Origin of the sequence: Rubripirellula reticaptiva (genome assembly GCF_007860175.1) — a bacterium.
GTDB classification, from domain to species: domain Bacteria; phylum Planctomycetota; class Planctomycetia; order Pirellulales; family Pirellulaceae; genus Rubripirellula; species Rubripirellula reticaptiva.
This window is the reverse complement of the sequence record NZ_SJPX01000006.1, coordinates 75,523-88,140: the sequence shown is the minus strand read 5'-3', so window position 1 is coordinate 88,140 and position 12,618 is coordinate 75,523. Positions and strand designations below refer to the sequence as shown.

Genomic DNA, 12,618 nt, shown 5'->3' with positions numbered 1-12,618 from the left:
CGTTCAACGATCGAATTCGTCCTCCGGATCGTCTTGGTCTGGTTCGGGTGCCCCTTCGGGGAATTTTCGCTCGTACTTGCGGATGGCAGTGCTGACGAGACTGCGGGCGACTTTTGCTGTAAACCTTCCATGCGGGAGTCCTCTTGCTTGGGCTTCTTCAAGTAACCAATCGACGATCGTGTCAATGTTTCGGCGGCATCCATCGGCACCCCAGTCGTTCATCGTGTCGACGCGGGTTTCGCAGTTGCACGTCTCGCTCGGCTTTGCAAACCAAGCGATCATCTTCTTGAGTTCGTTGCCGGGACCAGGTCGGTAACTACTCATCTTCAGCGTCGCCGGGATCGGGTCTTCGTCTGGCATGTAGTTGCGAAGCAGTGTTTCCAACTCAGTGACGTCTTGTTTGCGTCGCTTTTTGTTGACCAACGCCATACCGATCGTGACGACGTTGATCGCGCACGGGTTGTCATTGGTCTGGCACGCGTTGCAGGCGGTCGGCGTGGTTTGCACGCGACAGCCAGCGAGTTGGCAGGCAACTTCGCATTGGTTGTCGGGCGTTAGATGTGGGCAATGCATCATGCTGTCATCCCCGCTACTGCTCCGTCGAATGAACCAGACGAACTGGGTGGATCGCCGGGGTCTTCACAATCACTGCTCACCAATTCCCAACCGCACGACCAAATCCAGGTGCTGTTGCAAGGCTCACTCGATCCACTGCTGTCTTCGGAAGGTTCCTCCGTGGAATCGCTTTCGCTCGGCCGATCGGAGCCGTCGCTGCTATCGGATGCGCTTTCGCTGGGTCGGTCGGAACCATCGCTGGGCGGGTCTGAGTCGGATGTCGAGTCGTTGCTTTCGGATGGTTGATTGCTGTCGCTTCCAGATGAATCGCCGACACTCGGGTCGTCGCTTTCACTTGGCCGATCGCTGTCAGAACCTTCCGATCCTGATCTGCTCATCGACCGCGATGTCGAATCGGAATCAGAGACACTTGATGACGTTGGAACACTGGTCGAGTCATCACTTCGCGAATCACTGCCAGAGTCCGATGTGCTCGTTGATCGCGAACCGGAACCCGACCTGCTTCCGCTATCTGATTCGGATGCACTTACGCTGCCTGATCCTGAGTCACTGCCTGAATCTGATCCGCTTCCTGATGCAGAACCACTTTGGCTCTCGCTTCCGGAGGCACTGTCCGAGTACGATGCCGAAGCACTCGCTGAGTAGCTTTTTGAGTCCGAACTGCGGTCGATGCTTGATTCGCTTTGGGAATCGCTACCCGACTCGCTGGCTGACTGCGACGTTGATTCCGATTGCGACTGGGATTCCGATTCGGACTCACTCGATACGGAATCGCTTTCGCTGCTTGCTGACGAATTCCAACTAAACGAAGGCACGCTCTCCGAGTCTGACTCGCTGCGTGATTCACTTTCGGATGTGCTCGACTCGGACTGGCTCGATTCTGAAGTCGATGACTCGCTAGTTGATGATGCACTCTCGGATGTGGACGATTGCGAACTGCTGACGGATGGCGTGCTGGCGGATTCGCTTGATTGCGAGTTGGACGAATCGCTCGACGAACCGGAATCGCTTGATTGTGAGTTGCTCGACGACGAATCACTCGCCGATGATTTGGATCCAGACACACTTGGCAGGCTGATCGACGTGCTGGAATCACTCGATTCGCTTGTCGATGAGTTGCTGGACTGGGAATCGGACGAACTATCTGAAGGAGCACTCGATGCGGACGACGACCCATCGGAGCTTGATGAACCGCTGATGCTCGTAAGACTGGTCGATGTGCTCGAGTCACTTGAATCGCTGTTGGATGAATCGCTCGATTGTGAGTTTGACGAACTATTTGACGAACCACTCGAAGCGGACGATGACCCATCGGAGCTTGATGAACCACTGATACTGGGCTGGCTGGTCGAAATACTTGAGTCGCTTGACTCGCTGTTGGATGAATCGCTTGATTGGGAACTTGACGAACTGACGGACGAACCGCTCGATGCGGACGCCGATCCGTCTGAGCTCGATGAACCACTGGTGCTTGGCAGGCTAGCCGATGTGCTCGAGTCACTCGAATCGCTGTTGGATGAATTGCTCGATTGAGAACTCGACGAACTGGCGGACGAACCGCTCGATGCAGACGAGGAACTGGATGAACTGCTCACGCTCGGCAAACTCGTCGATTTGCTCGAATCGCTGCTGTCTGACGAATCGCTCGATTGACTACTGCTGTCGCTGCTTGATGAAGACGTTGAACTGTCGCTCGAATCGCTACTGCTGGATGCGGACGAACTCAGAGAGGAATCGCTGCTGTCAGACGACGAGGAGTTTGAGGATGAATCGCTACTCGAAGACGACTTCGATGACGAACTGCCGGAACTGCTACTTGATGACGGGCTGCTCGATGACGAACCGCTGCTTGATGAGGACGAAGGGCTGCCGGACGACGATGACGACGATCCGCTACTCGACGAGCTAGAACCCGACGAACTGCTGCTGGATGACGATAGAGAACTGCTGGAACTCGACGACATGCTCGATGAGCTTGAACCGCTCATGCTCAAACTACTCGACGAGCCACTGCTGCTTGATGAGCTTCCCGATGTCGAGGATGAAGATGATGACGAAGGAGACGAAGAAGAACTGCTGGACGATGAATCGCTGCTAGAACTGCTGCTGGAACTTGAACTCGACGAACTGCTGGAGCTCGAAGAACTACTCGAACTGCTGCTGCCATCACAACAGCGGCAACCGATCGTCAAGTATGCCGACGTGTCTTCATGGAAATGGCAGACGATCTGTTGGCTCGCCAGCAACGCGTAGTCGCAAACGTTGTAAACCGAGACGGCAGGGCCAATCGGTTTCCATCCACCATCAAACCGAAGCTCGCGAGCCGTTCCCCATGACTTTGCTTTGATGCGTTTCGTTGGCTTGCATAGAAGTGTTTGCTTGGGAGGGTCGATCACCCAGGATCGCTGACCGTCGAACTGCACTTCCAAGTATTGTTTCGGCGAATCCGCGATCGGTCCTCGAATACGCTGTGCTGAGTGATTCCGAGCGGTGATTCGTACTGTGTCGCCAGCCGGATCAGTGACGGCTTCGATCTCGCCGGCTTTGTCGAGTTGATAGAGGTCGCAGTCCGCACTGCCAGTCCGCATCCCTCGGCGGCCAGCGATGCCACCGACCGGAACCTCGACAAGGTAAACCGGATCTGCGGGCCGACCGACTCGAACGACTGCCCATTGGTCACCAAGTTGGTTGAGGTCACTTCGCCACAGAATCTGTGCCGACCCATCCGGCTTCGACTGCAACGTGTCACCGACCGATTCGCCAACGTCCGCAAACTTGTGCCAAGTCTTCACGACGTTGACTCGCGCGGCCACCACGCCATCGAACACCACGCGGCCGACCTTGTCCTCCGCGATCGGTTCGATGGCGACCCCAACGCGACCTGTGTGTTCGACTTCGGTCGGCCGCACGCACTCAATCGTTGCGTCGCGAACGAAGCGGGCCAATTCCATCGGGCCGATGGTCGGATCGGTCAGCGGCGACTCGAAGCCAACGATTCCGCCAATCGGGACCGTGGTTGCCGATAGGTTGTGAACGCGAACGGTTTCGGCGTTTCGCAAATGGGTGCGAGGCCCGCCTCCGCCCGGCAGTCGATTGCGATGCGCGGCTTCGGCAGCGACAAGCAATCGGTTGTATTCAGCGGCGGTGATCGCAAACTGATCGCCTGGTTTAACGCGTCGGGTCACTAGCTGATCCCCAACACGTTGAAGTTTCCTCCGTGATAGACCTGTTCAACGTAAGCTGCCTCAGGAACTTGCAGCACACGATCGCCAACCACTTTCTCGCCGTGTTTGACCCAAAGGTAATCCCATCCCTGCTTGCTGATCCCGGTGATGTTGCCAACCGTCATCGCGAACTCGTTCGGTCGAGCGGCGAAGTGGTAGGTCACATCAACCCAGTTCTGTTCGTCCTCGCCCCCTTCGCCACCGAGAAACAACGCTTCACCGGGAGCGAAGATCGACCACGCACCCGAGTTAACGCGGCCGGTCATTGAGACCATGGCAAGAAGGTATGCCGTCGAAACGAACTCGAACTTCTTGCGGACGGAGAACTCAAACGCTGGGACCGTGATGTCGACTCCGGAAACGCCGGAATCGCTGACGCCGATCGCTCCGTGATAAACCGGGGCCGAGATTCCTGGGGCGGAGTAAATGCCACGAGTCTGCAGCGATTGATTCAGATGGGTTGTCGCTCCGGTCGTACTGAACGAAACCGGATCCAGTTTGGTCTTGTTGATCGTAACGCTGACCAGAGCGTGCTTCTGGTTGATGAACTCCGAGTCGATTTGCAGATACGGAATCAGCTCTTTGTGATTCGCTTTGTAGTACTGATACAGAGCACTTGAAGCGGCGGCCGGATCGACAGCCCCGCTATTCGTCGCAACGTAAGAAGTGAAGTCGGAGTGTGATTTTCCTCGCGACGCCTTTTCGGACAGAGCCGCAACCTCGAAGTCGTATCCACCGGTGGAGATTGACATCAGCCAAACACCAATCCTCCCGACTGCGAACGCTCAACAAGGCGTCGAGTGTTCTCAGCGGTTTGAATGATCGCGCGTTTCATGTCCTCGCTGAATTCCCCGCCCGACATCGCAGGCAGATGCAATTGCGACGTGCTGTTGGAGATCGCGGAATCAAATGCCGCGAGGGATCGGCCAACAGATGCGAACGCTTCGGTGATCGCAGCAACGTCGAGCGTCGGCGGGGATTCCATCTCTATCGGATCGGGCTGATCCGAAAGCAATGGCAGATCCAACGGGACATCGCTTTGGTTTTCGGCGATGAACTCATTGTTTTGCTCGCCGTTTACGATCGGATCGTCGAGTTGTTCAGGTTCCAACCTCAACTGTGGCGCGAAGATGACCTCGACGGGATCGTCCTCAGCGGCAATGGGCTCCAGTTTCTTCAGTGGATCGCGAGCCTGTTGAGGAATCGTCGACGCTCCACTGCCGAGCCCTAAGCCGCGCGCATCAAAATTGCCGGCGACTTCGGTTCGATCAGTTTCGGGACCGTCAGCGAACTGATCCATTGCCGCCTGGGCGTTTGGGTTCAGGTCGAGACGGAGGTCTTTCGCATTGGGCGGTTGCAACTCGGGATCGTCGATTCCGGGGAGATCGACCTTGGGGATATCGACTGCGCCGGGCTCAGGCATCTTGGGCGGAGCGACTGGTGGTTCCGGCTGAGCGACATCGTCTGGTTTCGGCACAGCGTCCGAAGGGGCAGTTGCGTTGTTGGCTCGTTCCACCGCAGCATCGAACTCGGCCTGCGCGGTTGCGATTTGATCGTCGCGTTCCTTGTTGCGATCTTCAGCGTTTGGCCGAACTGCATCGCGTGCCGCTTTCGCTTCCGCTCGCATCTGATTGAGCGTGCGTTGCACCCCGACGGTCGTGTCGTCGATGATTTGTTGGCGATTGTTCTGCGCCGCATCGTTTTCGCGGAACTGGTGTTCCTTGGATTGGTCAACAACTGCATTCTTGGCATCGGTCTCATCGTCGATCGCCCGCATGTCGGCGTCGATGTCCGTACCTTCGCGAGCCTTGCGGCGTGCTTCGAGTTGCGCCGCGATGCCCTTTTGCATTTCCACGCGGTTGGCTTCGATCTGCTCCTTGCGTTTCGATCGGCGACGCTGACGCTCGATGATCGCTTGCTGGCGTTGTTGCTCCTCGGCGGTATCGGCCGCTCGAGTGTCAGCGTCAATCTTCGCCATTTCGACGTCGACGTTGATGTCGTCGTCAAAGAGGCCTTTGAGTTTGATCCAGGCTTTCTTCAAGAACCCCACGGTCGAGTTCCACATCGACTTCACTTGACCGACAAACACGGTCCAGGTGTCGGCAAGGTAGTCGACTGTTTCGACCCAAGCGTTCTCGACGCCGGCCAATGCGTTGATGAGCACTCCGCCGATCTGTACCGACACGTCGCCGGCGATATCAACGAGTTCGTGAAGCTTGAGGAATCCCTTCTTGAGGAACCCGATGGTGTTGTTCCAGCCCTTTTGCACGGCGGACGTAAGAATCGTCCAACCGTCTGCCATGAAACCGAGCGTGCTGTTCCAGACGCCAGCGAGTCCGGATAAGGCACCAATCAGGACATCCCCGATCGCGTAGGCAGAATCGGCCCACAAGTCAGAGATATATTGAGTGAAGTCGGCCCAGACGCCTTTGATGTAGGTCGTGCCTTTGACCCACTGCAGTTTCAAGTACGTCCACAACACATCGGTCGCCGCAGTGATGTCGCCAGCAGCCAGAGCGCTGGCAATCGCACCGAATGCGGCGAGAGTGTCGGCTTTGAGTGTTTCAAAAAGTCCTTTGAGATACTCGACCGCCTGGCCAGCGATGCCTGTGGAGTAGAGAAAGTAGCCACCGAGTGCTGCAACCGCTGCGACAACAAGGCCAAGCGGCGTGAACAACAATCCGACCGCTGAGACGATGACGCCGATTGCACCGCCGATGAATGAAAAGATGGTTGCGAGTCCACCAACAGCGAATGACGCAACGGCAGCGACCGAACCAAGAGCGAACAATGCCGCGCCAATCGTGAAGATCGCGATGGCACTCGCCGCGGCGATTTTTACGATCTTTTGATTCTTGTTGATCCACTCGATCACGCCTGACGCGGCGCGGCTGAAGGCTTGAACCATCGTGGTGACGCTGCCTTCCAGTGATTCACCAATGGCGATCGCGACTCCCTCGATGGAAGACTTCAGGATTCGGAATGCTCCGCCGAGTCCGCCTTCCATCTCTTCAGCAGTTTTGCCGGCGATGCCGCCTGCCTTTTGCAGTTCGGAATACAACTCGCGGGTATCGGCCACGCTCTTCCCGATCGAGCTGGCCGCAGTGATGCCCAGCAGTCCGAACACTTCGCTTAGTTTCTCAGCCTTTTCGGCCGTTCCCATCTTCTCGGTCGCAGCTGCAACTTCGCCGAGAATGTCGACGAGCGATCGGGCATTGCCTTTCGCATCCTTGGTCGTGACGCCGAAGGTGGTTTTGAATTTCTCCGATTCGGCGGCACTGATCGTCAGCAAGCGACGCATTGCGTTACCGGCCGACGATCCCTGGATACCCATATTGCCGAGCGTACCGAGAATCGCGAGCGTCTCTTCGAGGCTCATATTCGCGTCGGCAGCGACGGGGCCAGCGTAGGACAAGGCTTCGCCGAGAGACTCCACCGTGTTGAACGACTTGTTCGCCGCGGCGGTCAGGCCATCGGCAACCCGCGTTGCTTCGCCGGCTTCCATTCCGAACTGACGAATCGTTGCTGCCATGATGCCGGATGCCTGAGTCGCGTCCGTGCCAGTTGCACGTGCCATGTTCATCACAGCGGCTGTCATCTTCTCGATCTGCTCTGGCTTGAAGCCGGCCCGACCGAGTTCGGTCATCAACGATGCGACTTCGCTGGCAGAGTAACTGGTGGTTGCTCCGAGCTTCTTTGCCGTATTGCGAAGCGACTCAAGCTGCGATCCAGTCGCTTGTGTGATCGCGGCAACGCCTCGCATGGCATCGTCGAAGTTGGAGAAGATTGCAACGCTGCCCGCCAGTGGTGTGGCGGCGGCCGCGCCGAGCCCCATGAGTTTGGTACCGAGCAACCGCGTGGATGCACCGAATGATTCCAATCGCTTCTGAGCCGACCGCAGACCTTTGACGAATGCTGAATCCTTGGTCAGCAGTTCGACGTAGGCGGATCCGGCTCGGACTTGGGACATGGAGACTCGTTCTCACGGGGTTGGAAGACTGCGCCGAGCAAATGGGCGACTTGTTCGACAGTGGCTTTCACCGGAACCGGCCGAGTGACCGTGTAGGGATTGAAGTCATCCGGCTTGAACGGCTTTCGCCGACGTTTGCGATCGCGATTGATCTCGGCCGTCAGTGCCATGACGCTCGATGCGATATGCCAATCGTGCTGGCGTTTCGCTTCGGCCATCTGCACGAGTTGCCGGAGCGTCAGTGGTCCGGGGTCGACTCCGACGATGCCGGCGAGCCGAATGATGAGTCGCTCGATGTCGGCACCGCGAGCTTGCGTTCCAGGTCCTCCACAATCCGGTCCACCAGATTGGGATCGTCCAGCCGCTTCTCGATCGCTTCCAATCCCCGCATCTCGATCATCTTCTGCTTGTCGGCCGCCTTCCGCAGAAGACGGCGTCGGGACTCCGGGAAATACGCGACCAAAGCATCCACCAATGCCTTGCACGCTTCGTCGATCGAGTCACCGGCCAATCCCTCGGCGAACGCTTCGTCGTCAACGTCTTGTTGATCGGCTTGCGGCTTGCAGATCGCAAACAACACATCGCCGAGTAGCAGTGGGTCGCTCGACAACCGAGTGACGAGGTCGCCGTCGATCGCGTCCAGCAATCGCACGTCGGTGAGTGCCTTCACGCGGCGAAGCGTCGTATTGTCGATGTCAACGATCCAGACACGACCACGACGATCAATGAATTTCTGCATGGAGTTCCGTTCCGAGGATTACTTAGGGCGTTCCGCCACCAACATTCATGCCGCTGCCAGACGAAGATTGGGTTGGCTTCAAGGTGACGTCGGCCGACACCACTTCTTCGAGGTTTTGATTGACATTGAAGTTCATGACTTCACAGGTCAGTGTCAGCGAACCACCAGCATCCGAAATGCCAACGTCAGTCGGCGTTCCGCTACTCCACAGTCCTTGCAGCATCCCGAACGCGGTGTCGCCGTTCTTGTTGAGCACCGTGAATTCGATCGACGCGTCTTTTAGAGTACCGACTGTGGCTCGCCAGCCGTTGTTATCACGAGTCGATGCGTCGGCTTCGGCCTTTTCGAGATTGACGGTCAAGTCTTTGACGTTCTTGATCTCGGCACCGTCGATCGTCAGGACGGCATCGAGACCGAGTTTGACTTCTGCTGACATGTTTCGATTCCATCCATGGACGAGAGACTATTTCACCGAGTCACGCCAGAACTTCGGCAGGCGTGCTTGGTTGGCAATGAGGGCAGGTTTCATGAACGGGCGTGCGGGATAGCGGCGTGGTTTACTGGCTCCGCGGCGTTCGTTTTCTTCTTCGATTAGACGTGTGGCTCGACTGGCTTGGGCGATCGTTAGCAGTTTGATGCGGGCAAACTTACCAGGCTGCTTCGCACGGATCGGCCCAAACTCGCCAACGCGGAACCGATGTCGTTTCAGTTTGCGTCGCTTCGTGACAACGCCGCCGAACTCATGCAGGTTCCATAGCCGGCCAGCGATCTCATTGACGGGGCCAATGACTGCTTCGCCGCGATCGCGGTTGACTTCGTAGCGAAGCACACGACGCAGCATTCCGGTCGGCGAACTGGGCGGCGATCCTGGGTTGGATGGTTTCTTGCGTTTGCGGATAGATCGTTTTGCCGTCATCCGGATGGTGCCGGCCGCATGATTCATGCTTTTGAAGGTCGCTTGGTTGACCTTCTTTTTCAGTTGGCCCGGTGTGAATCGCACGCGAGCCCTGATGTGCATCATTTCGCGAGCTCAAACGTCAACGTCAGCAGGCTTGTGAATTGATTGAACTGGGTCCAGTGCTCGGAGGAGTACAGGACCGAGTTCTCGACCTTGACGCAGCGAGCGGCCACGAACGAATTAAGGCGTTTGAGCCGGAAGTAGTCGGCCAGTTCTTCGACGAAAAACACCAGTGGGTCAATCTCTTTGGCATCGCCCTTGCTAAACTTCTTCTGCACGGCGACGTCGATCGTGGCATGGTATTTGTTTGATGCTCTATCGAGCGGGAGGTATTCCACCTCGCGAGGCACAACCGTGACTCGCAGTTCCTTCATGTCTTCGAGATCGAAGTTTGGAACATAGAGTCGCTGAGCGGAGAGGTTTGTCTTGCTGAAGTCGCCAGCGTTGATTTCCGCGACGACGCTTTCGGCAATTTGAATGACGGTTGCGGGCGTTACTGTCATGTAATCGTGTCAACCAGTTTGGTGTGGATGCGGAGTTTGACGCGGAAGGGATCGCTGTATCGCCACGGCGGTTCGTTTCCGATCGACATCAACTCGTAGACGAAGGTCGTGTCGCCATCGGTTTCGAGGATGCGATCGCCGCGCCGGGGCCAGGTGCCTATGGCGGATTGCAACAAGTCTTTCGTGTTAATCAGAAAGTCGCGGACTTGAGCACGAGTGATGACGCCGTCGCCGTCGTCCTGTTCGTACTCCGATTTGCCAATCGTGGCGGATAGCTCGACGGAAACATCGTCACGCTGATACACGACGTTTCGTGAGGCGTGCTTGGTCAGCTTCTCCGCCAACCAAGACTGGCCTCGATGCAATATGTCGCTCACGATTTACGGGTCTTCGTTGCAGTCGTCGTCTTGGTCTGAAACAAGACGGTTGCCTTTTCGCCAAGCTCTTCACGCCAGGCTTCATCAGCTCGACGTTGATATTCGTCAGCGATCGCCTCCGCTTCTTCGCTAAGTTGCTGTTGCCGAAAGTTCGCTGGTCGTGTGAAGGACTGAACGAAGTTCGGGGGCGATGCGTCGCGATCTCGCTTTTTCGCCGGCAAAATCGCAAGCGCGACCAAGACCAGGACGACGACGGTTGCAATTCCAAGAATCATGAGTTTTACAGTCCTCGTTTGATGAGAATGAATCCGAGCAACAGAACCGCCACAAAGATCAATGCGAGCGTGGCCAGTTCACCAGCCCCCGCCCAAATCAATGCGTTGCGGCCATTGGAGTCTCGGTCGAAGAGTCGATCGCGGTCGCCGTCACGATCCCGATCGAACGGCCGCCAAGTGTTGTCGACGGGTTCGATAGGGCAGTAACCATCCGGGCAGTCTTCAGACGAGAGCTGCATCGTTGGTGAGATCGCAGCGTCCCAGGAATAGCCTCGCGTCTTTAGCGCGCCCGTTCGTTGGGCCTGCCTCGTCTGTTGATAGAGTTCGTAACCGTGACGCAGATCGTCGAAGAGTTCACGAGCGGTTGACGGCAACATTGTGTGACCAGCCGCATGAACATGCCCGCCGGTCGAGTCCTGGAAAAGCACCACAGGGAATTGATTTGCTGGGACAATGTCCGCATATCGCGTGCGGTACAGTGCATTCGATTCAGTGTAGACCTGAAATGCACACTTCGACTTCAACTTCACCAGGTTTGGGTCCGTGTTGAACCAGTCAAGCAGACGCTGGCTCTTGGCGTCACTGGCAACGAACAAGGCGATTTGGTAGCGATTCTTCGCTTGTTCGGGTGGCGTCGCGGGTCGCGTGCTGCTCGACGCGGGGGTGACGATGATCGGAGCAGGAACCGTTGGAGCTGTTGGCACCACACGATAGGGCTGCACAATTCGATACGGCTCCGCGGCGGGAATCGTGTTCGGCGGACAGGGCGGGCAGTAACCAGACTGTTGTTTCAGCTCGCCTTGTGCTTCCAAGTTGACCCGCGAAGGTTGCGGCAACTGTTGGATTCGCGATCCAGCCTCGCTGGTGGGTTGTGCCGGCGGCAATCGCCAGGATTCGCTCGTGTCGGCTGGCGGTGTTCGGTGCAATGCTGTGAACACCGCTCCAAGCATCACCGCATGCAGCACTGCGACTACAATCAGGCCGACGCTCAGCCGGATTCGGATTTCATCTTTCATCAATGACCTCGTAGCTTCGATAGGGCAAGGAACTGGCGGGGTCTTCCATCACCGTCAGGGCGAACCCGCCGTAGCCGGCCCAAAGACGCACGAACTGTTCGCGCGGTGTGAGTTCAAATCGGCCGGGATAGTTGTTGTCGAGAATGGCTGCGTATTGCCGGCCGTCGCGATTGACCCAACCGACGAATGTGCAGCAGTGAGCCGGCTTCCACCACAGAATCGCACCGCGCCGCGTCGCCGTTGCCCAGTCAAGAAACCGAGGATCCGCTTTGACGGTGTAGCTGTAGTCGATGTCGGCAGCATCAAGTCGGTTTCGTAATCGTGAATCCCATTCACCGTCGCTGTAGGTCGCCCGCCAGCGTTCGCCAAGTTCAAACTCGTTGAGCCAACGCAAGTGATTGACCAGCGATGCGTGAACACAACTACCTTGGTTGAGACGCCCCGTCCAATTTCGTTGATGCAACTGGGTGGGAAGGTTGGCGATCGGTTGTTCGGGCGGAGGTGCCGGCAGCGAGCGGACTTGAACATCGCCCTCCGGCAAACAGCCTGTGCAAATCAGCAGCAAGCATGCGACGACAAGCGTGCGCAGTTTCGCTTCCATGCGAGGACCTCGTGTTGGGGTGGTTACTGAAGCAATTTGACTTTGACGGTCAGCGAACTCGGTGGCGCGTCTTCAACCGCGATGCCGATCATTGAGTGTTCGTAAGCGTTCTTGATGACGTGGTGACTGATCTTGGACCAATAAAGAATGGTGCCGGCCGGAATGTTGGTTGTCGGATCTTTGACCACATCGAATACGCCAGCAACGGTGATGCTGCCGCGAGAGTTGGCACAGATCCCGAACTTGGCGACGCCGACCAGCTTGCCAAGGACAACGACATTGCCGGCCGGAATCTCAACGTCGGTAACGATCGGGACCGTCACGCCCTCGTGGACGTAGATCGCCCCGACGGGTGCGATGATGGGGTTGCTCACAGGTG

General features: G+C 57.1%; 18 protein-coding genes. 5 read left to right on the top strand and 13 right to left on the bottom strand.

The features are described 5' to 3' along the window. Window positions 1–3: 3 nt before the first annotated feature. Window positions 4–576: a hypothetical protein gene (locus tag Poly59_RS25685; RefSeq protein ID WP_146537003.1), complete on the bottom strand. Its 573-nt coding sequence runs from the start codon at window positions 574–576 to the stop codon at window positions 4–6. Here Poly59_RS25685 and Poly59_RS25680 point away from each other — a divergent pair. The 5 genes from Poly59_RS25680 (at window position 568) to Poly59_RS25660 (ending at window position 3,602) form a co-directional block, all read left to right on the top strand. Beyond that, complete coding sequence (locus Poly59_RS25680) at window positions 568–861, top strand: hypothetical protein (protein ID WP_146537002.1); 294 nt, start codon at window positions 568–570, stop codon at window positions 859–861. The genes Poly59_RS25685 and Poly59_RS25680 overlap by 9 nt on opposite strands. Next, the gene (locus Poly59_RS25675; protein WP_146537001.1) at window positions 862–1,221 is read left to right on the top strand and encodes a hypothetical protein; all 360 of its coding nucleotides are present in this window, start codon (window positions 862–864) and stop codon (window positions 1,219–1,221) included. 24 nt (window positions 1,222–1,245) lie between these two features. Then, the gene (locus Poly59_RS30290) at window positions 1,246–2,109 is read left to right on the top strand and encodes a hypothetical protein (protein WP_246151943.1); all 864 of its coding nucleotides are present in this window, start codon (window positions 1,246–1,248) and stop codon (window positions 2,107–2,109) included. A 453-nt stretch (window positions 2,110–2,562) separates the two neighbouring features. Beyond that, window positions 2,563–2,829, top strand: coding sequence for a hypothetical protein (locus Poly59_RS25665; protein WP_186776523.1), 267 nt, complete (start codon window positions 2,563–2,565; stop codon window positions 2,827–2,829). 224 nt (window positions 2,830–3,053) lie between these two features. Continuing rightward, the gene (locus Poly59_RS25660) at window positions 3,054–3,602 is read left to right on the top strand and encodes a hypothetical protein (RefSeq protein ID WP_146536999.1); all 549 of its coding nucleotides are present in this window, start codon (window positions 3,054–3,056) and stop codon (window positions 3,600–3,602) included. A gap of 158 nt (window positions 3,603–3,760) precedes the next feature. Here the strand turns inward: Poly59_RS25660 and Poly59_RS25655 are convergent, their stop codons facing one another. The 12 genes from Poly59_RS25655 to Poly59_RS25600 are packed head-to-tail and all read right to left on the bottom strand — an operon-like array spanning window position 3,761 to window position 12,613. Beyond that, complete coding sequence (locus tag Poly59_RS25655; RefSeq protein WP_146536998.1) at window positions 3,761–4,552, bottom strand: hypothetical protein; 792 nt, start codon at window positions 4,550–4,552, stop codon at window positions 3,761–3,763. Further along, window positions 4,552–7,770, bottom strand: a complete 3,219-nt coding sequence (locus Poly59_RS25650) for a phage tail tape measure protein (protein ID WP_146536997.1) — start codon at window positions 7,768–7,770, stop codon at window positions 4,552–4,554. Before Poly59_RS25650 ends, Poly59_RS25655 begins: the two co-directional genes overlap by 1 nt. Next, window positions 7,728–7,988, bottom strand: a complete 261-nt coding sequence (locus Poly59_RS25645; RefSeq protein ID WP_146536996.1) for a hypothetical protein — start codon at window positions 7,986–7,988, stop codon at window positions 7,728–7,730. Before Poly59_RS25645 ends, Poly59_RS25650 begins: the two co-directional genes overlap by 43 nt. 20 nt (window positions 7,989–8,008) lie before the next feature. Then, complete coding sequence (locus Poly59_RS25640) at window positions 8,009–8,509, bottom strand: hypothetical protein (protein ID WP_146536995.1); 501 nt, start codon at window positions 8,507–8,509, stop codon at window positions 8,009–8,011. A 22-nt stretch (window positions 8,510–8,531) separates the two neighbouring features. After that, a complete protein-coding gene (locus Poly59_RS25635) occupies window positions 8,532–8,945 on the bottom strand; it encodes a hypothetical protein (protein WP_146439901.1) in 414 nt (137 codons plus the stop codon). 27 nt (window positions 8,946–8,972) lie between these two features. Then, on the bottom strand, window positions 8,973–9,530 hold the full coding sequence (locus Poly59_RS25630; protein WP_146536994.1) for a hypothetical protein: 558 nt from the start codon (window positions 9,528–9,530) through the stop codon (window positions 8,973–8,975). Further along, window positions 9,527–9,970, bottom strand: coding sequence for a hypothetical protein (locus Poly59_RS25625; protein ID WP_146536993.1), 444 nt, complete (start codon window positions 9,968–9,970; stop codon window positions 9,527–9,529). The genes Poly59_RS25630 and Poly59_RS25625 overlap by 4 nt, the downstream gene beginning before the upstream one ends. Continuing rightward, the gene (locus tag Poly59_RS25620) at window positions 9,967–10,347 is read right to left on the bottom strand and encodes a hypothetical protein (protein WP_146536992.1); all 381 of its coding nucleotides are present in this window, start codon (window positions 10,345–10,347) and stop codon (window positions 9,967–9,969) included. The genes Poly59_RS25625 and Poly59_RS25620 overlap by 4 nt, the downstream gene beginning before the upstream one ends. Next, entirely contained in the window at window positions 10,344–10,622 is a 279-nt protein-coding gene (locus Poly59_RS25615; RefSeq protein ID WP_146536991.1) for a hypothetical protein, read from the bottom strand. Before Poly59_RS25615 ends, Poly59_RS25620 begins: the two co-directional genes overlap by 4 nt. A gap of 5 nt (window positions 10,623–10,627) precedes the next feature. Further along, a complete protein-coding gene (locus Poly59_RS25610; protein ID WP_146536990.1) occupies window positions 10,628–11,638 on the bottom strand; it encodes a hypothetical protein in 1,011 nt (336 codons plus the stop codon). Next, window positions 11,628–12,239 carry a hypothetical protein gene (locus Poly59_RS25605; RefSeq protein ID WP_146536989.1) on the bottom strand — a complete coding sequence of 204 codons (612 nt, stop codon included), beginning with the start codon at window positions 12,237–12,239 and terminating at the stop codon, window positions 11,628–11,630. Before Poly59_RS25605 ends, Poly59_RS25610 begins: the two co-directional genes overlap by 11 nt. 23 nt (window positions 12,240–12,262) lie before the next feature. Continuing rightward, window positions 12,263–12,613 (bottom strand): DUF2190 family protein, encoded by a 351-nt coding sequence (locus Poly59_RS25600; protein WP_146536988.1) that lies wholly within the window; start codon window positions 12,611–12,613, stop codon window positions 12,263–12,265. Window positions 12,614–12,618: the final 5 nt, after the last annotated feature.

Coding starts and splice junctions, on each gene's coding strand:
- Poly59_RS25610 (WP_146536990.1), bottom strand. CDS start 11,638: ATGAAAGATGAAATCCGAATCCGGCTGAGCGTCGGCCTGATTGTAGTC.
- Poly59_RS25625 (WP_146536993.1), bottom strand. CDS start 9,970: ATGACAGTAACGCCCGCAACCGTCATTCAAATTGCCGAAAGCGTCGTC.
- Poly59_RS25650 (WP_146536997.1), bottom strand. CDS start 7,770: ATGTCCCAAGTCCGAGCCGGATCCGCCTACGTCGAACTGCTGACCAAG.
- Poly59_RS25655 (WP_146536998.1), bottom strand. CDS start 4,552: ATGTCAATCTCCACCGGTGGATACGACTTCGAGGTTGCGGCTCTGTCC.
- Poly59_RS25685 (WP_146537003.1), bottom strand. CDS start 576: ATGATGCATTGCCCACATCTAACGCCCGACAACCAATGCGAAGTTGCC.
- Poly59_RS25630 (WP_146536994.1), bottom strand. CDS start 9,530: ATGATGCACATCAGGGCTCGCGTGCGATTCACACCGGGCCAACTGAAA.
- Poly59_RS25615 (WP_146536991.1), bottom strand. CDS start 10,622: ATGATTCTTGGAATTGCAACCGTCGTCGTCCTGGTCTTGGTCGCGCTT.
- Poly59_RS25665 (WP_186776523.1), top strand. CDS start 2,563: ATGCTCAAACTACTCGACGAGCCACTGCTGCTTGATGAGCTTCCCGAT.
- Poly59_RS30290 (WP_246151943.1), top strand. CDS start 1,246: ATGCTTGATTCGCTTTGGGAATCGCTACCCGACTCGCTGGCTGACTGC.
- Poly59_RS25680 (WP_146537002.1), top strand. CDS start 568: ATGCATCATGCTGTCATCCCCGCTACTGCTCCGTCGAATGAACCAGAC.
- Poly59_RS25640 (WP_146536995.1), bottom strand. CDS start 8,509: ATGCAGAAATTCATTGATCGTCGTGGTCGTGTCTGGATCGTTGACATC.
- Poly59_RS25635 (WP_146439901.1), bottom strand. CDS start 8,945: ATGTCAGCAGAAGTCAAACTCGGTCTCGATGCCGTCCTGACGATCGAC.
- Poly59_RS25645 (WP_146536996.1), bottom strand. CDS start 7,988: ATGGCCGAAGCGAAACGCCAGCACGATTGGCATATCGCATCGAGCGTC.
- Poly59_RS25605 (WP_146536989.1), bottom strand. CDS start 12,239: ATGGAAGCGAAACTGCGCACGCTTGTCGTCGCATGCTTGCTGCTGATT.